Raw genomic sequence first — 23,404 nt, forward strand, 5'->3', positions numbered from 1 at the left:
TTTCCAAGATTTCAAGAACTTACCCTTTAATTTATTGTGAAACCTATCCTAAAGTCCCAAAAACTCGATAACGTCTGTTACGACATTCGTGGGCCAGTGCTCGAGCTAGCTCAGCGCATGGAGGAAGAGGGTCACAAAATTATCAAATTAAACATCGGAAACGTAGGGGTTTTCGGTTTCGATCCTCCTGAAGAGATTCAGTTGGACATGATTCGTAATTTGAGTAACGCTTCTGCTTATTCTGATTCCAAGGGTATTTTTGCTGCTCGTAAAGCCATCATGCAGTACTGCCAAGAAAAAGGCATTCAAGGTGTAGCTTTGGATGATGTTTATACCGGTAACGGTGTATCTGAGCTCATCGTACTTTCGATGAACGCGCTCTTAAATGATGGCGATGAAGTTTTAGTGCCAACACCAGACTACCCACTATGGACAGCTGCAGTTAGTTTGTCGAGTGGTACCCCTGTGCACTATTTGTGCGATGAGTCAAAAGATTGGGCGCCAGACTTAAATGATCTGCGCAAAAAAATTACTCCCCGTACAAAAGCAATTGTGGTGATCAATCCAAATAATCCAACAGGTGCGATTTACTCTAAAGAAGTGTTGCTTGAGTTGACCAATATTGCTCGCGAACATGGTTTGATTTTGTTTGCTGATGAAATCTACGACAAGATGTTGTATGACGGCGAGAAACATATTTCTTTAGCTTCTTTATCGAATGATGTTGTCATCATCACCTTTAACGGCTTGTCTAAGAACTACCGCTCATGCGGCTATCGAGCAGGCTGGATGGTGGTTTCAGGCGACAAAGAGATGGTGCGTGACTATATTGAAGGCCTTAATATGTTGGCGTCGATGCGCTTGTGCGCAAATGTGCCAGGTCAATATGCGATTCAAACGGCATTGGGTGGATATCAAAGTATTAATGATTTAGTAGGTGAGGGCGGTCGCTTAGCAAAGCAACGTGACCTTGCTTGGAAATTGATTACGGATATTCCCGGTGTGACTTGTGTCAAACCAAAATCTGCTTTGTATTTATTTCCAAAGTTAGATCCAGATGTTTACCCTATAGAAGATGATCAACAGTTTGTTGCTGATCTCTTAAAAGAAGAGAAAGTATTGTTAGTGCAGGGCTCTGGTTTTAACTGGGCCAAGCCTGATCACTTCCGCGTAGTGTTCTTACCTCACGAAGATGTGCTTAAAGAGGCGATTGGTCGCCTCGCACGTTTTCTCGAGCGTTATCGTAATAAGCATGGCCGTAAGGCTTCTTCAACTGCAGCAAAGGCATCATGAAACCGATTCAAGTAGGTCTATTAGGTATTGGCACCGTTGGTGGTGGCGTATTCACTGTGCTCGAGCGCAACCAAGATGAGATTACTCGTCGCGCTGGTCGTGGCATTCGTATTAATACCGTTGCTGACCTCAATGTAGAGCGTGCTAAAGAGATCGTTAAAGATCGTGCGCAGATCGTTAATGACGCTCGTGCGGTGATCAATAACCCTGAAATTGATATCGTTGTCGAGCTTATTGGTGGCTATGGTATTGCCAAGGATCTCGTTTTAGAGGCGATCGCAGCAGGTAAGCATGTGGTTACTGCTAACAAGGCCTTGATTGCTGTTCACGGCAATGAGATTTTTAAAGCAGCTCATGCCAAAGGCGTGATGGTCGCTTTCGAAGCGGCAGTTGCCGGTGGCATTCCGATCATTAAAGCTTTGCGTGAGGGTTTAACGGCGAACCGTATTGAGTGGATTGCCGGCATCATCAATGGCACCACCAACTTCATTCTCTCTGAGATGCGTGATAAAGGCTTGGACTTTGCAACCGTTCTCAAAGAAGCGCAACGTTTAGGCTATGCGGAAGCGGATCCAACCTTCGATATTGAAGGCGTTGATGCTGCTCATAAAGCAACCATCATGAGCGCAATTGCATTTGGTATTCCAATGCAGTTTGAAAAGGCTCACGTTGAGGGTATTACTAAATTAGCAGCGATTGATATTCGTTACGCTGAGCAATTGGGTTACCGTATCAAGTTATTGGGTATTGCCAAGAAAACGACAACTGGCGTTGAATTACGTGTACATCCAACTTTAATTCCTTCTAAGCGTTTAATTGCAAACGTCGAAGGTGCGATGAATGCGGTTCAGGTATTTGGTGATGCTGTTGGTACAACTCTTTACTATGGCAAAGGCGCTGGTTCAGAGCCAACTGCTTCCGCAGTCATTGCCGACTTAGTGGATATCACACGGTTATTGAGCGCGGATCCTGAGCATCGCGTTCCTTACTTGGCATTCCAACCAGAGTCCGTCCAAAACACGCCTGTATTGCCAATCGGTGAGATTACGACAAGCTATTACCTGCGTATGCGCGTGGCGGATCAGGCTGGCGTTCTAGCGGATATCACGAAAATCTTGGCTTCGCATGGCGTATCGATTGATGCGCTCCTACAAAAAGAAGCTGACGAAGGTGAGAGCCAAACCGATTTGGTTGCCTTAACTCACGAAACTAAAGAAAAGAACATGATCGCCGCAATTAAAGAGATTGAGAATCTCAAAACGGTTGCTGGTGAAGTGGTGAAGATTCGTTTAGAAAATCTGTCTTAATTAAATCTATGCGTTACCAATCTACTCGTGGCAATAGTCCGCAACAATCCTTCTTAGAAATTTTGTTGGGTGGATTGGCGCCTGATGGCGGCCTGTATTTGCCAATGCAATATCCAAAAGTGACTCCCGCTCAGTTAGATTCTTGGCGTGGCTTGTCTTATGCAGACTTAGCCTACGAAGTCTTGAGTTTTTATTGCGATGACATCCCTGAGGCAGATCTGCGTGCACTCTTGCGTAAAACCTACACCGAGCAAGTCTATTGCAATGGGCGTCCTCAAGATAATGCGAGAGACATTACGCCTTTACATTGGTTGGGAGAAGAGCATGGCACCCGAATTGGCTTATTAAGTCTTTCCAATGGTCCAACCTTGGCTTTTAAAGATATGGCGATGCAGTTACTGGGCAATCTTTTTGAATATGCATTAAAGCGTGCAGGTCAAAAGCTCAATATTTTGGGCGCAACTTCTGGCGATACTGGTAGTGCTGCTGAATATGCAATGCGTGGCAAAGAGGGTGTAACGGTGTTTATGCTCTCGCCACGCGGCAAGATGAGCTCTTTCCAATCGGCTCAGATGTATTCCTTACAGGATCCCAATATTTTTAACTTAGCAGTCGCTGGCGTTTTTGATGATTGCCAGGATATTGTTAAGGCGGTCAGTAACGATCATGCGTTTAAAGCGAAGAACCAAATTGGCACCGTGAACTCTATTAATTGGGGTCGCGTTGTTGCTCAGGTCGTGTATTACTTCCAAGGTTATTTACTGGCAACCAAGTCTAGTGCTGAAAAAGTATCGTTCACCGTTCCATCAGGAAACTTCGGTAACATTTGTGCGGGCCATATTGCTCGCATGATGGGTTTGCCGATTGCACATCTCATTGTGGCAACTAATGAGAACGATGTTCTTGATGAGTTCTTCCGTACCGGTGTTTATCGTGCGCGTAAGTCTGCTGAAACTTTGCATACCTCTAGTCCTTCAATGGATATTTCTAAGGCAAGTAACTTTGAGCGCTTTGTCTTCGACTTTATGGGTCAGGATGGTCGGGCGACTGCAGCCATGTTTAAGCAAGTCGATACGACAGGTGGTTTTGACATTTCCAAAGATGCGGTCTTCAAGGATCTTGGCAAATATGGTTTCCAATCTGGTCGCAGCACCCATGCTAACCGTTTGGATACTATTCGCAATGTTGAAAAGCAATATGGCGTGATGATTGATACGCATACCGCTGATGGTGTCAAAGTGGCTCGCGAGCATTTGCAAGCAGGTATTCCGATGCTGGTTCTTGAAACTGCTTTACCAATTAAGTTTGAAGAAACTATTCAAGAAGCTTTGGGTCGTCCTGCCGAATGCCCACCTGCATTTAGAGACATTAAATCAAAGCCACAGCGCGTTGAAAATATTGATGCTGATGTAAATCAGGTTAAAGATTTCATTACGGCGCACGTTAGTTAAATTCTTAATTGATATTGCTATGACTAAGCCACCGATGTTGACTGCGCAGCAGGCTTTAGATCATTTACTCTCCCATGCTAAACCAGTAGAGGAACATGAAAACGTTCCGATGCAAGCAACGTTGGGTCGTGTACTCGCAGAAAATGTGAATAGCCTGGTGGATGTACCTCCGCTCGATAACACTTCTATGGATGGGTATGCAGTGAGAACTGCTGACACCACGACGACTGGGAAAACTCTGAAAATCGCACAACGTATTCCGGCGGGTTCGGTTGGCATACAACTGGAGCCTGGTACTGCAGCCCGAATTTTTACAGGTGCCCCTGTACCACCAGGTGCTGATGCAGTCGTGATGCAAGAAGATTGCGCTATTCCTGAGGGTGCTGCAGACCAAGTTCAAGTCAACATTGTCCCAACACCAGGCCAATGGATCCGTCGCCGTGGTGAAGATCTCACCGCAGGCAAAACAGCTCTAACGGCTGGCACATTTTTACGCCCTCAAGAGTTGGGTGTTGCTGCGTCTGCTGGTTTAACCCACTTAAATGTGAAGCGCCGTGTGAAAGTTGCTGCTTTTTTTACTGGTGATGAATTGGCTTTACCAGGAGAGCCTCTAAAACCAGGCGGTATCTACAACTCTAATCGCGATACTTTATTAGCTTGCCTGAGGTCTTTGGGTTGCGAGGCGACGGATTTAGGCATTGTTCCTGATCGTTTGGATGCTACTCGCCAAGCCTTACGCAAAGCGAGTAAAGATCACGACTTGATCATTACTTCGGGGGGCGTGTCGGTTGGTGAAGAGGATCACATCAAGCCGGCAGTGACCGCTGAAGGTAGATTAGATCTGTGGCAGATTGCGATTAAGCCTGGTAAGCCACTAGCATTCGGTGCAGTTCGTAAATCCGATGAATCCAAAGATGGTGAAGCCTGGTTTATCGGTTTACCTGGTAATCCAGTATCTAGTTTTGTCACATTCTTATTATTTGTACGCCCCTTTATTCTTAAACTCCAAGGCCGTGAAGCGAGGTTGCCACAATCTTATTTAATGCGCGCTGATTTTGATTGGACAAAAGCAGATCGTCGCAATGAGTTCTTGCGGGTGAAGGTGAATGCAGAGGGTGGCTTAGATTTATTCCCTAATCAAAGTTCTGGTGTACTCACAAGTGCTTCTTGGGGGGATGGTCTGCTGGATTGCCCACCAGGGCAGCCTATTCACAGGGGTGATTTAGTGAAATACATCCCTTTTGACTCGCTGCTTAAATAATCGGTTTACGATTACCTTATGAAACTCGAATTGCGATTCTTTGCATCCTTGCGTGAAGCCTTAGGGATTTCTCAAGAAAATATCGATACGCCCACCAGCGTCAAAACAATTGCTGAGCTCAGAATCTTTCTTGCTCAACGCGGTGGCGTGTGGGCTGAGTCTCTAGCTGAGGGAAAAGCATTGCGCTGCGCCCTGAATCATCACATGGTGGATTCAAATACTGCTTTGCAAGAAGGTGCTGAAGTAGCATTTTTTCCTCCAGTGACCGGAGGCTAATGTGCCAATTCGAATTCAAGAAAAAGATTTTGATCTGACTGCCGAGGTTGCAGCACTCCACAAGGGTGATCCAAGAGTCGGTGCGGTAGTGACATTCCTGGGTACTGTGCGTGATATGAATGATGGCGGCCCAGTAAAGGGTATGACTTTAGAGAATTACCCCGGCATGACTGAAAAGGCTCTAGAAGAAATCATTACTCAGGCAAAAGCACGTTGGGATATTTACAACACGCTTGTGATTCATCGTGTTGGAGCTTTATTACCAGAGGATCAAATTGTTTTGGTGGCCGTGACTAGCGCCCATAGAGGAGAAGCCTTTGCTGCTTGCGAGTTCATCATGGACTACCTCAAGACTGCAGCCCCATTCTGGAAAAAAGAAGATACCCCTGAAGGTGCGCGCTGGGTCGATGCCCGCGTGACTGACGATGCTGCCATGGCACGTTGGAAGCAAAAATAGCATTCAATAGCTTTCCCTCATAGAAAGAAAATCCGTGAAGAAAATTTTTACACTCCTACTATTGTTGGGAATCTTCTCTGTACACGTCTCTGCTCAGAGCGGGCGACCCATTATTCAAATAGAAAGTGGTCGACTTCAGGGTGTGACAGAGCACAATATGTTGGTGTTTAAAAATATCCCCTATGCAGCGCCTCCAGTCGGTGATCTGAGATGGAGGCCACCACAGCCTGCTCTGGCTTGGAATGGAACACGTGATGCCGGTAGTTTTGGTGATGCTTGCCCACAGCCTTATGTGAAGAATTTAAGTTCAGGCCTGTCCTTACCGGGCAACGAGGATTGCCTAAAGTTAAACGTATTCACACCAACCAAGCCCGCCAAGAACTTGCCGGTGATGGTTTGGATTCATGGTGGCGGCATGTTGGTTGACGGAGCTAGAGATGCTCAGTTCACGCCAATCAATCTCATTAAAAATGGTGTCATCGTGGTGACATTTGACTACCGCCTAGGCACCTTTGGGTTCTTTGCAAGCAAAGAATTGATTGCAGAAGCTAAAGCAAAGGGTGAGCCAGTGGGTAACTACGGCACCATGGATCAAATTGCTGTGCTGAAATGGGTAAAAAGTAATATTGCTGCATTTGGCGGTGATCCCAATAACGTCACGATATTTGGTGAGTCTGCAGGCGGTCGCAGTGTTACATGGTTGATGGTTTCAGATGCTGCGAGAGGCTTATTCCATAGGGCGATCGCCGAGAGCGCCCAGCAGAGTCCTCTTCGTGGCATGACGCAAAAACATTTAGGCATGGCACCAGAAGTTGAAATTGATGCGAAATATATGGCAACAGTTGGCGCTAAATCGCTTAAAGAATTGAGAAGTTTGCCAACTAGTAAATTAGTCTTAACGGCCGCGAATTTTGAGCAAGGTGAATTTGGTGGCCCTTTTATTGATGGTCAAATCATTCAAGGCGATCCTATCCCCTTGTTTGCAGCGGGCAAACAGGCAAAAGTTCCATTCATGATTGGTACCAATTCTTGGGACTCGAGTTTTTTGGTTCCAGGTCAACCAGCTTTAGCTGCGCTTTCTAAAAAGCTTCATGAAACCCCAAAAAATATTGAGAAGCTTTACTCCAGAGTCAAAGATAAGTGCGTTGAGTCATCAGATGTTCTGGGTGACATGTTGTATCGCGGTAGCACTAAGCTGCTTGCCGATAGTATGAATGGGATTGCACCTGGTTATGCTTACTACTTTGATTACTTGACTAAGAATATTCGGCCTGCTTATCCAGGTGTGCCTCATACTTTTGAGATCAGTTATGTATTTGGTAGCTATGGGCTCATGCCGCAAGCACCCAGTAAGCTAGAGTCTGGTTCTAACAATTGCGCGTTGATAGAAAAAGCCACCGCTGATCTCAAACAAAAAGGGGTATGGTCGAAATATTGGTATCCAATTACCGATAAGAACAATCCTCAGGATATTGCGATGTCCGAGAGAATGTCGGCTACTTGGGCAGCATTTGCAAAAAATGGTAATCCGAATGTCAGTGGCCAAGCCAATTGGCCGATCTACAGCCTCAAGTCTGATGTCATGAGAAATTTCTCATACGATCAAGAGACTATTACAGGCTTGCTTAAAGAGCGAGTGGATTATCAAATGCTTCACTTGAGAGAGATTTTTGCTCTCGAGCGTCTAAAAGAAGCTTTTTAATTATTGAAGAGAAGTGTGTTGATGCAAAATAATCAAAGAACCTGGGCGCTTATTATTGGCTTAGCACTTATTCTGCTAGTTTGCGTTTTGGCCTACTTGGGCACCATGCCTGCAGAAGCCAATCCTTAACTAATATCCTTGGCTTCATGATTCGTTGATTGCTAATAGGGTCGATTGTCCCTGAGATTCCTGAACTTGGTGCATGAAATAGTATTTTTCTACTAATAAATTACTACTAAAAAATAGTAGGATTATCACAAATCAACTTAAAAAATTGAACAATGAAATCTGCTATTTACTCACGGATCTCTAGACTGGGCTGGCAATGAAAAGAATCATTGCTGCAGTCATCATTTTGCTTTGCTTTGGAATTGCCTGGCAGATGCTTGCGGTCGTCAAGATTAAGGTAGTCGGGCAGCCAAATTCTACAGGTCCAATGGCTACCCAAGTTGAGCAACCCTTTTTTGCTTCATTACAAAAAGAGACGGGGCTTCCTATCGAGGTTGATTTTAAAAGTCTTGATGCCCTGGGTCTGAAGGATACCTATCAGCTGCCAATGATGAGGGATGGTGTATTTGATTTGGCCTCCCTGAGGTTGATACAAAATTCACAAAATGAAGTCACTCTAAATGGCCTGGATTTAACTGGATTAAATCTAGATTTAAAAAAAGGGCGTGCACTTGCAGATGCTTATCTACCCGTAGTTGATAGACATCTGCAGGAAAAGTATCGCGTCAAACTCTTGGGTTTGTGGACTTTTGGTCCTCAAGAACTTTTTTGCAGCAAACCTATTAAAAGAATCTCTGATTTAAAGGGCTTAAAGATTCGTGTAGCTGGTGACTTATTGGGTGATTTTGTCGCCTCGCTTGGAGCGGTTCCAGCCATTATCCCTTTCGATGAAACTAAGGCAGCGCTTCAAAATCAGCTCGTAGATTGTGCAATTACAAGCGCCACTTCTGCCGGCTCTGCTGGATGGTTGAACTATACAAAGTATTACATTCCAATCTCATTTAATACCGGAGTAAATGCTTATGCGATTGCCTTATCAAAATGGAGTCTGCTGAGTGAAAAGCAACAGCAAATTTTACAAATGGCCTTTAATAAGCATATAGATAATATGTGGTCTATTTCGGAAGATTTATATATCGGGTCCCAGAATTGTCTGCTGGGAAAAGAGTCTTGTAAGAATGGTAAGCAATACAGCTTGATTCTTGTAGATCTTCCAAGCGATGATCTGAACTATTTCAAGCAGCAGGCCAAAGCTATCTCATTTAAGAAGTGGCGGGATGTGTGTGACAAAGAATATCCCGGGTGCGGCGAAGAATGGCTAAAAGTTGCTACGCCAATTGCAGACATACATTAATTCACATGCGCAAAAATCTTTCCTTTGATAAGTCGAATTTAGTAAAAGATATTCATTTCCAGAAAATTCTTTTGCCATTGCGCGTGATTGCTGGGCTATCGGCACTCATTTTTGCTTTCAATTTTTGCTATGAAATATTTGTGAGCTACAACTCATCTTCATATCAAAAGTGGGCACTTTCATTTGCTACCTTTGCTATGTCAGTTTGGGCTTTCATAGAAGTGCTGAATATTGCGCGTTCAATGACATCTACTTTAGTGGATACTTTGCGTTATTTGCTGGCAGCCCAGACTGCTTTCTTAAGTTTGCGTATCGTTTTGGCCTTCTTTTTTGAGACTAGTGGCGAGCAAGAGTGGCAACTTTTTACCCGAATGGATGTTGGCTGGCGCTGGATTTTTTTAACGATCTATTCTGCGCTATTCATTGCGATTATTGACTCCATCATTCGCCTCTTCTCTCTAAATGAAAAGAACAAGGCCCAGGCACTCGAGTCTCAGATGCTCGCCAGTCTTAATGCACTAGCAAAAGCTAGAGATAATGAAACTGGCAATCATATTATTCGTACGCAGCTTTATGTAAAAAACCTTGCTTTGCGTTTAAGAAGGATGGGTTATTACGAAAGTGAATTAAGCGATAAGGTCATAAACTTACTTTATAAGGCTGCTCCATTGCATGATATTGGCAAGGTAGGTATACCAGATCATATTTTATTGAAGCCTGGTCGATTAAGTGAAGACGAGTGGGAAATTATGAAAACGCACACCACTATTGGTGAAGCGGTACTATCTTCAGCCGGCAATGAGTTTCATGATGAAGATGGTGTGATTGCAAAGGCGTTGAAAATTGCTGGCGGCCATCATGAAAAATGGGATGGTAGTGGTTACCCAAGGGGATTAAGCGGTATTGATATTCCACTAGCCGCGCGAATTATGTCTGTAGCGGATATTTATGATGCTTTAGTGAGTGAGCGCGTTTATAAAAAAGGCTGGACCCACAAAGAGGCCATTCAAGAAATTATTCGTCATCAGGACACCTATTTTGACCCTCTTGTTGTTGAGGCATTTATTGCTGAGCAGGATCATTTTCAAGAAATTGCCGAGCAATTTAAAGACGAGTAGCTTATTGCTTACTCGATCCCAAAAAATTCTAACTTTTTAGCTCTAGGTAGACCCTTTAATTTAGCCTCTGCCTTGGAGGCCTCCGATCGATCTGGGTGCTCTTGGGTTGCCAGGAGGACAACTGGCCTTCGCGCTCTTGTATAGCGAGCGCCTTGCCCTGAGTTATGGGCCTCTAAGCGATGCTCAAGACGGTTGGTGATGCCGGCATAGTAGCTGCCATCAGAGCACTCAAGAAGGTAAACAAGCCAGGTCAAAATGGGTCAAATTCCGGTTAAAAAGGGCGTAAATAGCCTTGAAATTAGCAATATTGCCCTTATATTCTATAGATAGAAATACATGGAATACATGAGGCATAAAAATGAGAATAGATAAATTAACAACTAAATTTCAAGAGGCTTTAAGTGAGGCCCAGAGTATCGCTTTAGCCAAAGATAACCAATATATTGAGCCAGCCCATGTCTTGTTGGCAATGTTGCGTGACTCTGATGGCGCAGCCAAGAGTTTATTAACCCGCGCTGGCGTTAATGTTCCAGGCCTAGAAAAAGGGTTGGAGAAAATCATTTCCAATTTGCCAGAAGTGCAGGGCACAAGTGGCGAAGTGCAGGTAGGTCGTGATCTGAGCAATTGGCTCAACCTATGTGAAAAAGAAGCGAATAAGCGTAATGACCAATTTATTGCTGGCGAATTATTTTTATTAGTAGTGGCTGATGACAAGGGTGAGCTTGGCAAGGTTGCCCGTGAGAATGGCTTAAATCGTAAATCGTTAGAGGCGGCTATTGATTTAGTGCGCGGAGGAGAATCAGTGAATAGTGCAGATGCTGAAGGTCAACGTGAGGCCTTAAAGAAATATACAGTCGACTTAACAGAGCGTGCTCGCATGGGCAAGCTTGATCCCGTGATTGGTCGTGATGATGAGATTCGTCGCACCATTCAAATCTTGCAACGTCGTGGTAAGAACAACCCGGTACTCATCGGCGAGCCTGGGGTAGGTAAGACTGCTATCGTTGAAGGCTTAGCGCAACGTATTGTGAATGGTGAAGTCCCTGAGACCCTCAAGGACAAGCGTGTCTTGGTTTTGGATATGGCCTTGCTCTTAGCTGGTGCAAAGTATCGCGGTGAATTTGAAGAGCGCCTCAAAGCAGTGTTGAGTGATGTTGCTAAAGATGAAGGTCAGACCATCATCTTTATTGATGAGATTCATACGATGGTTGGCGCTGGTAAAGGTGATGGTGCAATGGACGCGGGCAATATGCTCAAGCCTGCTTTAGCCCGTGGTGAATTGCATTGTATTGGCGCAACGACTTTGGATGAGTACCGCAAGTACATTGAAAAAGATCCCGCCCTTGAACGTCGCTTCCAAAAAGTGATGGTTGAAGAGCCAAGCGTTGAGGCGACGATTGCGATCTTGCGCGGTTTGCAGGAACGTTATGAGCTTCATCACGGTATTGAGATTACTGACCCAGCGATTGTGGCGGCTGCTGAGTTATCCCATCGCTACATTACTGACCGTTTCCTGCCAGATAAAGCTATCGACCTTATTGATGAGGCGGGTTCACGCATTCGAATGGAGATTGACTCCAAGCCAGAGGTAATGGATAAGCTTGATCGCCGTTTAATTCAGCTCAAGATTGAGCGGGAGGCCGTGAAGAAAGAGAAAGACGAGGCTTCTCAGAAACGTCTTGCGTTGATTGAAGATGAGATCAAACGCCTTGGTGCTGAATATGCTGACTTAGAAGAGATTTGGAAAGCAGAGAAGGGTGCTGTATTAGGTGCTGCGAATCTGAAAGAGGAAATTGAGAAAGTACGTGGAGAGATCGCTAAATTGCAGCGTGAGGGCAAGCTGGAGAAAGTTGCTGAGTTGCAATACGGTAAATTACCCGAGCTTGAGGCCAAGCTAAAGTCTGCAGCTGCTGCGGAAGCTAAAGGCGATAAAGATGGTGTGGTAAAGAACAAGCTCTTGCGTACACAAGTAGGTGCAGAAGAAATCGCTGAAGTAGTCTCTCGTGCAACCGGCATTCCTGTATCGAAGATGATGCAGGGCGAACGCGATAAGTTACTCAAGATGGAAGAGTTACTACATAAGCGTGTGGTTGGCCAAGAGGAGGCTATTCGTGCCGTATCTGATGCGATTCGTCGTTCACGTGCTGGCTTGGCTGAAGAGAATCGCCCTTATGGCTCATTCTTATTTTTAGGCCCAACTGGTGTCGGCAAGACAGAGCTTTGCAAAGCATTGGCTGGCTTCTTGTTTGATAGTGAAGACCATTTGATTCGTATCGACATGAGTGAATTCATGGAGAAACATAGCGTTGCTCGCTTGATTGGTGCGCCCCCAGGTTATGTTGGTTATGAGGAGGGTGGTTACTTAACTGAGCAGGTGCGTCGTCATCCATATAGCGTTATCTTGTTTGATGAAATTGAAAAAGCACATCCTGATGTCTTTAATGTTCTCTTACAAGTATTGGATGATGGTCGCTTGACGGATGGTCAGGGTCGTACTGTTGACTTTAAGAACACTGTGATTGTGATGACCAGTAATATTGGTTCTCAGTTGATTCAGTCAATGACCGACAAGAAACAATCAGAAATCAAAGACGCTGTTTTTGAAGAACTGAAGAATCATTTCCGTCCAGAGTTTTTGAATCGGATTGATGAGATTGTGGTGTTCCATGGCTTGGACAAAGGCAATATCGCAAATATTGCGAAGATCTTACTGAAAAACTTGTCAGATCGTTTGGCAAAAGTGGATATGCAGCTCGAAGTGAGTGATGCGGCCTTAAGCAAGATTGCCGAAGTTGGTTTTGATCCGATATTTGGAGCTAGACCGCTGAAACGCGCCATCCAGCAGCATATCGAGAACCCCGTTTCCAAGATGATTTTGGAGGGCAAGTTTGGTCCTAAAGATGTAGTCCCTGTCGATGTAGATAAAAAGGGCGACTTTAGCTTCACTCGTCAAGTTCACTAGTATCCCAGCTGTTTTTTTGCAGGAATCTTCCTGCCCCAGTAAACTCGGTACATGACTGTTGCGCTCAGTAGGCGTGCCAGTGATGTCCGGGTTATTGGTCTTATTAGCCTAGCGCACGGCAGCTCACATTTCTTTCACTTAGTGCTACCTCCCATGTTTCCATGGTTGAAGGACGCATTTGCCCTAAGCTATGCTGAGCTTGGCTTACTCATGTCAATCTTCTTTGTGGTTTCTTGTATTGTGCAAGCAGCTTCAGGATTCTTGGTTGATCGTATTGGAGCAAGACCAGTGTTATTTGTTGGGGTTGGTTTACTCGCGCTTGCGGCTTTAACTTACTCTCAAAGTAATGGCTATCTTATGTTGATCGTTGGCGCAGTCATTGCTGGTTGTGGTAACGGCATTTTTCACCCGGTCGATTACACCCTGATTAATCATAAAATTTCTCCACCAAACTTACCTTATGCCTATTCTATGCATGGTGTAACTGGTTATTTGGGTTGGGCTGCTGCGCCAGCATTTATGGTGGGGATTGCACAGCTTGCTGATTGGCGGATTGCTTTCCTATCGGCAGCTTTGTTGGAGGCCATCATTTTGGCGATCCTTTGGAGCAACAAAAATCAATTGCTGGATAATGTTAAAGAGCGTCACGAGAGTAGCCATGCTAATGCTCAAGCTGCTAATCCTGGTAGCGCCCCAGAGAGTGTTTTTGCATTCTTAAAATCACCAGCAGTCTGGTTATGTTGGGCTTTCTTTTTCTTTAGCATGGCTTCCACTTCAAGCTTGCAATCATTTGCTCCAAGCGCACTCTTTAGTATTTATGAGATTCCATTAACGACGGGTAGCTATTACATTACGCTTCTTGCCTTGGGTAGTGCAGGGGGTGTTTTGTTTGGCGGATATTTGGCTGCTAAGTTACAAGCTCCCGAGCGAATCGTTTCCACTTGTTTATCTATCACAGTAGTTATGTGCCTATTACTAGCGACAGGCTTCATTTCAGTTGATCTCGTTCCAATAATTTTCTTTGCACTGGGTTTTGGATATGGAGTAGTGGCGCCATCACGAGATTTATTGGTTAAGCAAGCAACACCTCAGGGGGTTGCAGGGCGCGTGTATGGAATCGTGTATTCAGGTATTGATCTGGGCGCAGCGGTAGGCCCTTTTATCTTTGGTTTATTCATGGATGCAGGGTTGCCCAAGGCTTTATTCCTCGGCATTGTTCTGTTCCAGTTGATGATTATTCCAACAGTATTTAAAGTCTCTGCAGATCGCTTGCCGAAAGCTAAGTAATCACTCCAAGATGTTTCATAATATGAAATGTCATTACACTGCGTAAAATGCAGCGCAACATTAGTGGTTCAGATATATTTCGTGGCATGGATCATATTTCCGCATTACGAAATATACTTTCTAAGTAACTGTATTTAAACAGTTAAATAATTTACAAAAAATCTTCTATTCCCCTTGCTTAGAAATTTGAACTGTCTAAACTCTTATATAAGACATAAGACTTCAATGGGTCTTAAAAGTTCTCAAATTTTGAATTACTTGTTTAACTTAGGGAGAAAAACATGGCAGATCGCAAAGCAGAAATCGCAGCGTTACAAAAGGATTGGGAAACCAACCCACGCTGGAAAGGTATTACTCGTGGCTATACGGCTGAAGATGTTGTCCGTCTTCGTGGCTCATTGAAGATTGAGCACACATTAGCGAAGCATGGCGCAGAGCGTCTTTGGGAATTGGTCAACAACGAAGCTTACGTGAACTGTTTAGGTGCTTTGACTGGTGGTCAAGCAATGCAACAAGTTAAAGCTGGTATTCAAGCAATTTACTTGTCTGGTTGGCAAGTTGCTGCTGACGGTAACTCTTATGCGGCAATGTACCCAGACCAATCTTTATATCCAGTAGATTCTGTTCCAAAAATGGTTGAGCGCATTAACAACTCATTCCAACGTGCCGATGAAATCCAAACGGCTAAAGGTATTAATAAAGGTGATCCAGGTTACATCGAATACTTTGCTCCAATCGTTGCTGATGCAGAAGCAGGTTTTGGCGGTGTCTTGAACGCATTTGAATTAAGTAAGGCTTTGATCAAACAGGGTGCCGCTGGCGTTCACTTCGAAGACCAGTTATCTTCTGTGAAGAAGTGTGGCCACTTGGGCGGCAAGGTATTGTTGCCAACAACTGAATCCGTACAGAAATTGATCTCTGCACGTTTGGCTGCTGATGTGATGGGTGTTCCAACCATTATCTTGGCTCGCACTGATGCTGAAGCTGCTGACTTGTTGACATCCGATTACGATGAGAACGACAAGCCATTCTTAACTGGCGAGCGTACTCCAGAAGGCTTTTACAAAACACGTAAGGGCTTAGATCAGGCGATCTCACGTGGTTTGGCATATGCTGCTTACGCTGACATGGTTTGGTGTGAGACTGGTACTCCTGATCTTGAGTTTGCTCGTCAATTTGCTGAAGCGATCCGTGCAAAGTTCCCAGGCAAGATGTTGGCTTACAACTGCTCACCATCTTTCAACTGGAAGAAAAACTTGGACGATGCAACGATTGCTAAGTTCCAGCGTGAGTTGGGTGCGATGGGTTACAAATATCAATTTATTACTCTCGCTGGTATCCACTCTATGTGGTACAACATGTACGACTTGGCCCAAGACTACTCTAAGCGCGGCATGACTGCTTATGTTGAGAAGGTACAAGAACCAGAATTTGCTGCACGTGACCGCGGTTACACCTTCGTTTCACATCAGCAAGAAGTTGGTACAGGTTACTTTGATGATGTAACAACCGTTATTCAAGGTGGTAAATCTTCTGTTACCGCATTGACTGGTTCTACTGAAGAAGAGCAGTTCCATTAAGAATCCCTAAGCAGCATGTAGTAAGCAGTAGCAAACCAATACTGCCACGGCATCTAAATTACCCCACAAGGGTGACTTAGATGCCTTTTTCTTATATATTCCACTCATGACAAATTGCGTACTGTGTAAAGATGATCTCAAGCCTGAAGAGGGCGAGTTGATTTGGCGCGGGGATTATTGTCGCGTCATTATGGTGAATGATCCTGACCTACCAGGTTTTTGTAGGGTGATTTGGAATCAACACGTTTCAGAGATGTCAGATCTCACCTATGGAGAGCGAGACCATTTAATGTCACTGATCTTTGCGGTTGAAGAGGCAATTCGGCGCGTGATGGATCCGGATAAGGTTAATTTAGCCGCCCTAGGTAATATGGTTCCCCATATTCATTGGCATGTCATCCCGAGGTTCAAAGATGATGCCTTTTATCCAGGTTCGGCTTGGTCAGCGAGAACACAAGAGACTTCAAAATCCCATCTTGAGTCTAGAAGAGCTTTGGCTAAGCAACTGCCCATAGCAATTAAAGAGGCCATTTCTCAGTTATATTAGTATTAAGTTCAAGCAGTACCCTCCCTCATAAAATTACATTGGAGACAAAAATGAGCGTGCGATTAATTAAACACTCCAGATCTTGGATTGTTGCCTTATTTGGCTTTTGTATCTTCGGTGCGCAAGCCCAAACTAAATGGGATTTGGCAAGCGCTTATCCGGTTAGCAATTTTCATACCGAAAACTTGCAACAGTTGGCAGCTGATGTAGAAAAAGCTACAGGCGGCTCTTTAAAGATCGTTGTGCATCCTAATGGCTCTTTATTTCCGGCTAATGGAATTAAGCGTGGAGTTCAAACAGGCCAAGCACAAATGGGCGAGGTTTTAATTTCCGTGCTTGCCAATGAAAATCCTATTTTTGGCGTTGACTCAATTCCATTCTTGGCTACCAGTTACAAAGATTCTGAAAAACTCTGGAAGCTTTCGAAAAATGCCACAGAGTCTGCATTACAAAAACAAGGATTAAAGGTGGTCTATGCAGTGCCTTGGCCTCCGCAGGGTTTGTACTCTAAAAATCCGATTAATTCAGGCGCTGATATGAAGGGCTTGAAGTGGAGGGCTTACAACCCTGCAACGTCTAAAATTGCTGAACTCGTTGGCGCGCAGCCAGTAACAGTCCAGGTTGCTGACTTAGCTCAAGCAATGGCAACTGGAACCATTAATTCCATGATGACCTCCGGCGCAACTGGTGTTGATATTAAAGCGTGGGAAAGCTTGAAGTATTACTATGAAGTGGATGCTTGGTTGCCTAAGAATATTTTGATGGTGAATCAAAAAGCTTTCGATGCTTTGGATAAGCCAACGCAAGCGGCATTGTTAAAAGCATGTGCTGAAGCAGAGAGACGTGGCACTAAAGTTTCCGAAGAAAAGACTAAGCTTTACAACGAAACCTTAGCAAAAAATGGCATGATTGTGCAAAAGCCTTCACCTCAACTAAAGAATGACTTAGATAGGGTAGGTCGCATTATGGTTGCTGAATGGATTCGTTCCGCTGGCGATGAAGGTCAAAAAATCATCGAAGAGTTTAAGAAATAAAATCCATGCAAGCTTTGCGAAGTCCTTACGGCCGTCTGCTTGATGGCCTCATCCATTTGGCCGCCGTTCTGGCGGCCTTATGCATTTTTAGTATTTGTGTTTTGATGGTCTCGATGTCCCTTTCACGAGAATTTGGCATTAATCTTCGCGGCGCCGATGATCTGATAGCTTGGTTTTGTGCTGCATCTGCCTTTTTAATTTTGGGGCAAACATTTCAGCATGGCGGCATTGTTAGGGTCGAAATCTTTTTAAGTCGACTCAGCCCCGTCTGGAAACATCGTTTAGAGATTATTGGTCTTACAGTAATGTCGGGATTTTGTTTATTTGCGCTTTTAGCCTTTTCATTGTTTGTTTATCAGAGCTGGGAATTTAATGATGTATCTCAAGGGCAAATTATTGTGCCGCTTTGGATCCCTCAGATTTTTGCAGCTATAGGATGTTTAATCTTTTTCCTATCCGTTTTAGATGAGCTCTTTAGGGTATTGCGTGGCGGCAAGCCTCGGTATCAGCAAATGGCTGAGGAACGCTTAAGCGCAGGTGATTTTGGGGAGACGCTTTGAGTATTACGCTGATCGCCCTGATATTACTGGTATTGATGTCCTTCTTACTGCTAATAGGCATTTGGATACCAGCAGGCGTAGCCATTACCGCTTGGTTTGGATTAGCTTTCTTTTCCGACAAAGATACGATGATGAATTTGGCTAATGTCTGGTGGAATTCAAGTTCATCCTACACCTTAGCCTCTCTCCCATTATTTGTTTGGATGGGAGAAATATTATTCAGAACAAAGCTTTCTGAGCAAATGTTTACTGGATTATCGCCATGGTTAAACTGGCTTCCAGGTAGATTGATGCATGTGAATATTTTGGGGTGTGGAATTTTTGGGTCGGTCTCCGGATCATCTGCTGCAACTTGCGCAACGATCGCAAAATCCGCCTTACCTGAATTAACAAAGCGTGGATACGATGAAAAGATCACCCTCGGCTCATTATCTTGCGCGGGTACTTTGGGAATTTTGATTCCCCCCTCAATTACGATGGTGGTATATGCAGTAGCGGCTGATCAATCAATTATTCGCATCTTTTTGGCAGGCTTTATACCTGGCGCTATTTTGATGGGTTTGTTTTCTGGATACATCATTGTTTGGGCGCTTCTCAATCCTGATAAAACGCCTCCTGCAGAAAAGTACTCTTTGCGTCAGCGCTTGCATTCTATCGGGCAATTAATGCCATGTACCGCCTTAATTATTTTTATTGCTTGGCTGATGCTAGCTGGGTACTCAACTGCAACTGAGGCTGCTGCTTATGGCGTGGTAGGGTCACTCATTTTGGCTGCCGCAGGTAGAAATTTGTCTTGGAATAATTTTTGGCAAAGTCTTCTATCGGCTACAAGACTGACTGCAATGATTATGTTTGTCTTGGGGGCAACTTCTTTTTTATCGATTGTGATGAGTTACACCGGGATTCCAAGGGGGCTGGCTGAATGGGTGCAAAGCATGCATCTTTCACCATGGGCACTCATTTTTGTTTTGACAATTATTTATATCTTGCTGGGAACTGCATTAGATGGCATTTCGATGATTGCGCTCACCACCGTAACAGTTCTACCTATGGTCCAGCAGGCTGGGTTTGATTTGGTGTGGTTTGGAATTTTTATCGTCCTACTGGTAGAGATTGCGGAAGTAACGCCCCCAGTTGGCTTTAATTTGTTTGTATTGCAGAGTATGACTGGTAAAGATAGCAACTACATTGCTAAAGTTTCATTGCCTTTCTTTGGCATGATGGTATTGGCAGTAGCTTTAATTACCATTTGGCCTGAACTGGTGACATGGTTGCCCGATCAATTTCTACAAAAAGAAATTAAGTAATGCCGAATGGCTCTAAAGAGATCTAAACAGCCTTCCGGTGCAATCAACATCTTAGATGTAGGCGATGCAGCGCTCATGGTGGATTTTCGGGGTCGCGATAACGCGCTAAGTACTGTTCATCGGTTATGCGATCGGTTATTAACAAGCCGTCCCTCCTGGCTGTTAGATGTCATCCCAGGTATTGATACTCTCCTAGTATGCTTAAGCTTTCAGAGTCTTGAGTATCAGCAGATTCGCTCAAGTGCACGGGCTTATTTACAGAGTACATTACAAGAAATTTCAAGTTCAAAAAAATTACCAGAAAAAAATGAGCTTGTTTATCGTATTCGGGTTTGTTATGACCCAGAAATAGCGCCCGACTTGTTGAGTAGTGCGCAACAGTGCAAGTTAACAGTCCGGGAATTTATCAACCGGCATAAAAACTCTCAAACTTATGTCGATATTCTGGGTTTTGTACCTGGCTTTGCATATTGCAGTGGCTTAGACCCATCTTTGAGGTTGCCTCGCCTAGAAACTCCTCGAACTGCAGTGCCTGCTGGCTCCGTTGCGATTGCTGAATTGCAGACTGGGCTATATCCTCAGTCTACGCCTGGTGGCTGGAATGTGATTGGAAGAACTCCCGACATCTTATTTGATGCTGCAAGAGTACCTCCTAATTTACTGACGGCTGGTGCTCGAGTTGAATTCATTGAGATTAATTTAGATGAATATAAAAAAATTCAATCAGACTTAGCAAAGAAAATTCCACGAATCGAGGAATCTGCATCAGATGCCAACAATACGGTTGAAGTGCTTTCCGCTGGATCCTTAACAACGATCCAGGATCTTCCACGCTATGGCTATGCCCATCTGGCGCTGAGTTCAGGTGGCCCAGTAGATTTGGATAGTGCAGCTCTGGCAAATGCATTAATTGGTAATCCGTTCAATGCCGTTGGCTTGGAGATTACTGGTGTTGGTCCACGATTATTATTTCATGTAGACGCTTGGGTTGCTTGGGTAGGTGCGCCTTGTGAAGCAAAAATCGACGACAAGCGTATCTTGGGTAATCGACCTGTCCGAATTTGTCAGGGCCAAACCCTGAGTTTTTCTTCCATACAGCAGGGCTACAGAATTTTTTTGGCAATTGCTGGAGGCATTGATGTGCAATCTATTCTTGGTGGGGGTGGTTCGCATCTAAGCGCAGGCATTGGCAAAAAGCCGATACAAAAGGGCGAGCTCCTGCGCTTATCTCAGGCCCAACTTTCTGATCGGGTACCGCTCCTAAAAAATATGGTTGACAGTGGCATGAATTCCACCAAATGGTCCATTGCTTCTCCCATCATTCCTAGTCGTAAAACACAATTTATTCATGCAATTCCAAGCTTGCATTTCGATTTACTGAGTCCAAAAGAGCAAGACTTGCTATGGAAAACAGTGTGGACGGTTTCTTCACAAAGCAATCGAATGGGGATGAGATTGGATAGCCACTTCAAAATTACCAGCCCCATTTCTGGTATCGCTTCACAAGGCGTTTGGTTTGGTACAGTTCAACTCCCACCTTCAGGGCAGCCCATTTTGATGTTGTCTGAACATCAAACTACGGGTGGATATCCTAGATTGTTGGAGGTGGTAAGTTCCGAGCGTTCAAAATTGGCGCAAATGAAGCCAGGGGATAAGTTCCAATTTATCAGGACTACACTTGATAAGGCTGATGAGGCAAATACTTTGTACTTTACTAATCAGATAAAAACCTTAAATAATATTGAGTCTGCTCTATTGGGTAAGTTATGAAAAAGAAAATTGATCTCAATTGCGATATGGGTGAGGGGTTCGGAGTATGGGAGATGGGTGATGATTTTTCACTTCTCGACTATATAGATTCGACCAATATTGCCTGTGGCTGGCATGCTGGCGATCCAGAGCGTATGAAAAATTTAGTCGCCGCGGCTATTCAGAAGAATGTATTTATTGGAGCTCATCCGAGTCTGCCAGATTTAATGGGTTTTGGGCGAAGAGAGATGGCAATCACTCCTAATGATGCCTATAACTTTGTCATGTATCAGGCGGGTGCTCTCAAAGCATTTGTTGATGCGAAGAATGGACGATTGCATCACGTTAAACCGCATGGAGCGCTTTATAACCAGGCAGCCAAAGATCTTGAATTGGCAAAGGCAATTGCCTTAGCGGTGAGAGATTTGGGGGGCGATGTGATTTTGTACGGCCTAGCAGGAAGTTGTTATGTAGAGGCTGCAAAATCTGTTGGCGTGATACTTTGGCAAGAGGTTTTTGCAGACAGACGTTATACCTCCGAAGGCTATTTAGTGTCGCGATCTGAACCAAGAGCCTTAATAGAGGATGAAGATGAGGCTGCACAGCAAGCTTTACGGATGGCTGCAAGTGGCGAGGTACTTTCGATTGATCAAAAACTGGTCAAGCTGGAGGCTGATACACTTTGCATTCATGGGGATGGCCCCTCAGCCCTTGATTTTGCAAGAAAAATCTGCTCTTTACTCTAATGCATTAAATTGGTAGAAATTCAGTAAAGAGCTGAGTGCAGTACCTATAATAAAAAATAGATGGAGACAGGCAGTGATAGATAAGATCATTCCCAGCGTGGCGCATGCCGTGCAGGATATTCGTGATGGCTCAACCATTTTGGTTTCGGGTTTTGGAGGGGCTGGGCTCCCAATTTACTTATTAGATGCCTTAGCAGACCAGGGCGCAAAAAATCTGACAATTGTGAGTAATAACGCTGGCAATTCTGGCATTGGTATTTCTAAGTTGATTGGCGCTGGGCAGGTGAAGAAAATGGTTTGCTCATTTCCTCGCCAACCTGAATCTGGAGCATTTGATGATCTCTATCGTGCTGGCAAGATTGAATTGGAATTAGTTCCTCAGGGTACTCTTGCAGAACGTATTCGTGCCGGTGGTGCAGGTATTGGGGGTTTTTATACACCCACTGGTTTCGGTACTGAGCTCGCAGCGGGGAAAGATACTCGTGTGATTGATGGGGTAAATCATATTTTTGAAACCGCAATTAAAGCAGACTATGCATTAATTAAGGCTGATAAAGGGGATCGTTGGGGCAATCTGACTTATCACCGTACTGGCCGAAACTTTGGTCCGATTATGGCAACGGCAGCCCGCTGCACAATTGCGCAGGTCAATGAAGTTGTTGAGCTTGGCAGTTTGGACCCTGAAAACATTGTGACTCCTGGAATTTTTGTGAAACGTGTTGTATTGGTTGGGGGTAAATCATGATTGATCTCTCTAAAGTACAAAAGCGTACTACTGCTGATATTGCAAAACGGATTGTTCAAGATATACCCGACGGCGCTCATGTGAACTTGGGTATTGGTCAGCCCATGTTGATCTGTAACCATTTGCCGGCAGACAAAGAAATTCTGATGCATTCCGAAAATGGTTTGCTTGGTATGGGCCCTTTAGCAAAAGAGCATGAGATCGATGAAGAGTTGGTCAATGCTGGCAAACAACCAGTCACAATGTTGCCTGGTGCCTCGTTGTGTCATCACGCAGATTCTTTCGTGATGATTCGTGGCGGGCATATTGATATTTGTGTTTTGGGTGCATTTCAAGTCTCCGTCAAAGGCGATATTGCCAACTGGCGTACTGGTGATCCCAAGGCTATTCCAGCAGTTGGCGGCGCTATGGATCTAGCGCTAGGCGCAAAGAAATTGTTTGTGATGATGGAGCACCTCACCAAGTCTGGCGAATCCAAGTTGGTTAAGGAGTGTACTTATCCATTAACTGCATTAGCAGCAGTCGATTGTATTTATACCGACTTGGCAACTATTGCTGTTACACCAGAGGGTCTAGTAGCCATAGATTGGGTTGACGGTATGAGTTTTGAAGAACTTCAAGAACTCAGTGGCGTACCCATGCGGAAGCTTGGTAAATAA

General features: G+C 44.5%; 21 protein-coding genes. 20 read left to right on the plus strand and 1 reads right to left on the minus strand.

Translation table 11 applies throughout. From position 1 onward, the window contains the following. The first annotated feature begins 36 nt into the window (after positions 1 to 36). From FD968_RS02395 to FD968_RS02435, 9 genes are all read left to right on the plus strand, one after another. Complete coding sequence (locus tag FD968_RS02395; RefSeq protein WP_215367201.1) at positions 37 to 1,293, plus strand: pyridoxal phosphate-dependent aminotransferase; 1,257 nt, start codon at positions 37 to 39, stop codon at positions 1,291 to 1,293. Further along, entirely contained in the window at positions 1,290 to 2,600 is a 1,311-nt protein-coding gene (locus tag FD968_RS02400) for a homoserine dehydrogenase (RefSeq protein ID WP_215367202.1), read from the plus strand. The genes FD968_RS02395 and FD968_RS02400 overlap by 4 nt, the downstream gene beginning before the upstream one ends. Positions 2,601 to 2,608: 8 nt before the next feature. Then, on the plus strand, positions 2,609 to 4,051 hold the full coding sequence (gene thrC, locus FD968_RS02405) for a threonine synthase (protein WP_215367203.1): 1,443 nt from the start codon (positions 2,609 to 2,611) through the stop codon (positions 4,049 to 4,051). Positions 4,052 to 4,085: 34 nt separating this feature from the next. Next, the gene (gene glp / locus FD968_RS02410; RefSeq protein ID WP_215367939.1) at positions 4,086 to 5,312 is read left to right on the plus strand and encodes a gephyrin-like molybdotransferase Glp; all 1,227 of its coding nucleotides are present in this window, start codon (positions 4,086 to 4,088) and stop codon (positions 5,310 to 5,312) included. Between the two features lie 18 nt (positions 5,313 to 5,330). Next, on the plus strand, positions 5,331 to 5,588 hold the full coding sequence (gene moaD / locus FD968_RS02415; RefSeq protein ID WP_215367204.1) for a molybdopterin converting factor subunit 1: 258 nt from the start codon (positions 5,331 to 5,333) through the stop codon (positions 5,586 to 5,588). A 1-nt stretch (position 5,589) separates the two neighbouring features. Beyond that, positions 5,590 to 6,045 (plus strand): molybdopterin synthase catalytic subunit MoaE, encoded by a 456-nt coding sequence (gene moaE / locus FD968_RS02420; protein WP_215367205.1) that lies wholly within the window; start codon positions 5,590 to 5,592, stop codon positions 6,043 to 6,045. 34 nt (positions 6,046 to 6,079) lie between these two features. Beyond that, on the plus strand, positions 6,080 to 7,747 hold the full coding sequence (locus tag FD968_RS02425; RefSeq protein ID WP_215367206.1) for a carboxylesterase/lipase family protein: 1,668 nt from the start codon (positions 6,080 to 6,082) through the stop codon (positions 7,745 to 7,747). Positions 7,748 to 8,183: 436 nt separating this feature from the next. Further along, positions 8,184 to 9,110, plus strand: coding sequence for a TRAP transporter substrate-binding protein DctP (gene dctP, locus FD968_RS02430; protein WP_215367207.1), 927 nt, complete (start codon positions 8,184 to 8,186; stop codon positions 9,108 to 9,110). 5 nt (positions 9,111 to 9,115) lie between these two features. Beyond that, positions 9,116 to 10,228 carry an HD-GYP domain-containing protein gene (locus FD968_RS02435; RefSeq protein ID WP_215367208.1) on the plus strand — a complete coding sequence of 371 codons (1,113 nt, stop codon included), beginning with the start codon at positions 9,116 to 9,118 and terminating at the stop codon, positions 10,226 to 10,228. An 8-nt stretch (positions 10,229 to 10,236) separates the two neighbouring features. Here the strand turns inward: FD968_RS02435 and FD968_RS02440 are convergent, their stop codons facing one another. Continuing rightward, positions 10,237 to 10,482, minus strand: a complete 246-nt coding sequence (locus FD968_RS02440) for a GIY-YIG nuclease family protein (protein ID WP_215367209.1) — start codon at positions 10,480 to 10,482, stop codon at positions 10,237 to 10,239. 104 nt (positions 10,483 to 10,586) lie between these two features. Between FD968_RS02440 and clpB the strand changes: the two genes are divergently transcribed. The 11 genes from clpB to FD968_RS02495 all read left to right on the plus strand — a co-directional run bounded on the left by clpB (position 10,587) and on the right by FD968_RS02495 (position 23,404). Continuing rightward, positions 10,587 to 13,190, plus strand: coding sequence for an ATP-dependent chaperone ClpB (gene clpB, locus FD968_RS02445; RefSeq protein WP_215367210.1), 2,604 nt, complete (start codon positions 10,587 to 10,589; stop codon positions 13,188 to 13,190). A gap of 51 nt (positions 13,191 to 13,241) precedes the next feature. Further along, positions 13,242 to 14,477, plus strand: a complete 1,236-nt coding sequence (locus FD968_RS02450) for an MFS transporter (protein WP_215367211.1) — start codon at positions 13,242 to 13,244, stop codon at positions 14,475 to 14,477. Between the two features lie 281 nt (positions 14,478 to 14,758). Then, the gene (gene aceA / locus FD968_RS02455) at positions 14,759 to 16,057 is read left to right on the plus strand and encodes an isocitrate lyase (protein ID WP_215367212.1); all 1,299 of its coding nucleotides are present in this window, start codon (positions 14,759 to 14,761) and stop codon (positions 16,055 to 16,057) included. A 106-nt stretch (positions 16,058 to 16,163) separates the two neighbouring features. Then, positions 16,164 to 16,604 (plus strand): HIT family protein, encoded by a 441-nt coding sequence (locus FD968_RS02460; protein WP_215367213.1) that lies wholly within the window; start codon positions 16,164 to 16,166, stop codon positions 16,602 to 16,604. A gap of 50 nt (positions 16,605 to 16,654) precedes the next feature. Then, positions 16,655 to 17,638 (plus strand): TRAP transporter substrate-binding protein, encoded by a 984-nt coding sequence (locus tag FD968_RS02465; RefSeq protein ID WP_215367214.1) that lies wholly within the window; start codon positions 16,655 to 16,657, stop codon positions 17,636 to 17,638. Positions 17,639 to 17,643: 5 nt separating this feature from the next. Continuing rightward, positions 17,644 to 18,198, plus strand: a complete 555-nt coding sequence (locus FD968_RS02470) for a TRAP transporter small permease subunit (RefSeq protein ID WP_215367215.1) — start codon at positions 17,644 to 17,646, stop codon at positions 18,196 to 18,198. Next, positions 18,195 to 19,505, plus strand: coding sequence for a TRAP transporter large permease (locus FD968_RS02475; protein ID WP_215367216.1), 1,311 nt, complete (start codon positions 18,195 to 18,197; stop codon positions 19,503 to 19,505). Before FD968_RS02470 ends, FD968_RS02475 begins: the two co-directional genes overlap by 4 nt. Before the next feature lie 6 nt (positions 19,506 to 19,511). Further along, a complete protein-coding gene (locus FD968_RS02480; RefSeq protein WP_215367217.1) occupies positions 19,512 to 21,275 on the plus strand; it encodes a 5-oxoprolinase/urea amidolyase family protein in 1,764 nt (587 codons plus the stop codon). Beyond that, the gene (locus tag FD968_RS02485; protein ID WP_215367218.1) at positions 21,272 to 22,000 is read left to right on the plus strand and encodes a 5-oxoprolinase subunit PxpA; all 729 of its coding nucleotides are present in this window, start codon (positions 21,272 to 21,274) and stop codon (positions 21,998 to 22,000) included. Before FD968_RS02480 ends, FD968_RS02485 begins: the two co-directional genes overlap by 4 nt. Before the next feature lie 73 nt (positions 22,001 to 22,073). Next, entirely contained in the window at positions 22,074 to 22,745 is a 672-nt protein-coding gene (locus FD968_RS02490; protein ID WP_215367219.1) for a 3-oxoacid CoA-transferase subunit A, read from the plus strand. Continuing rightward, positions 22,742 to 23,404, plus strand: a complete 663-nt coding sequence (locus FD968_RS02495; protein ID WP_215367220.1) for a 3-oxoacid CoA-transferase subunit B — start codon at positions 22,742 to 22,744, stop codon at positions 23,402 to 23,404. Before FD968_RS02490 ends, FD968_RS02495 begins: the two co-directional genes overlap by 4 nt.

Source organism: Polynucleobacter sp. AP-Titi-500A-B4 (genome assembly GCF_018688095.1).
Lineage (GTDB): Bacteria > Pseudomonadota > Gammaproteobacteria > Burkholderiales > Burkholderiaceae > Polynucleobacter.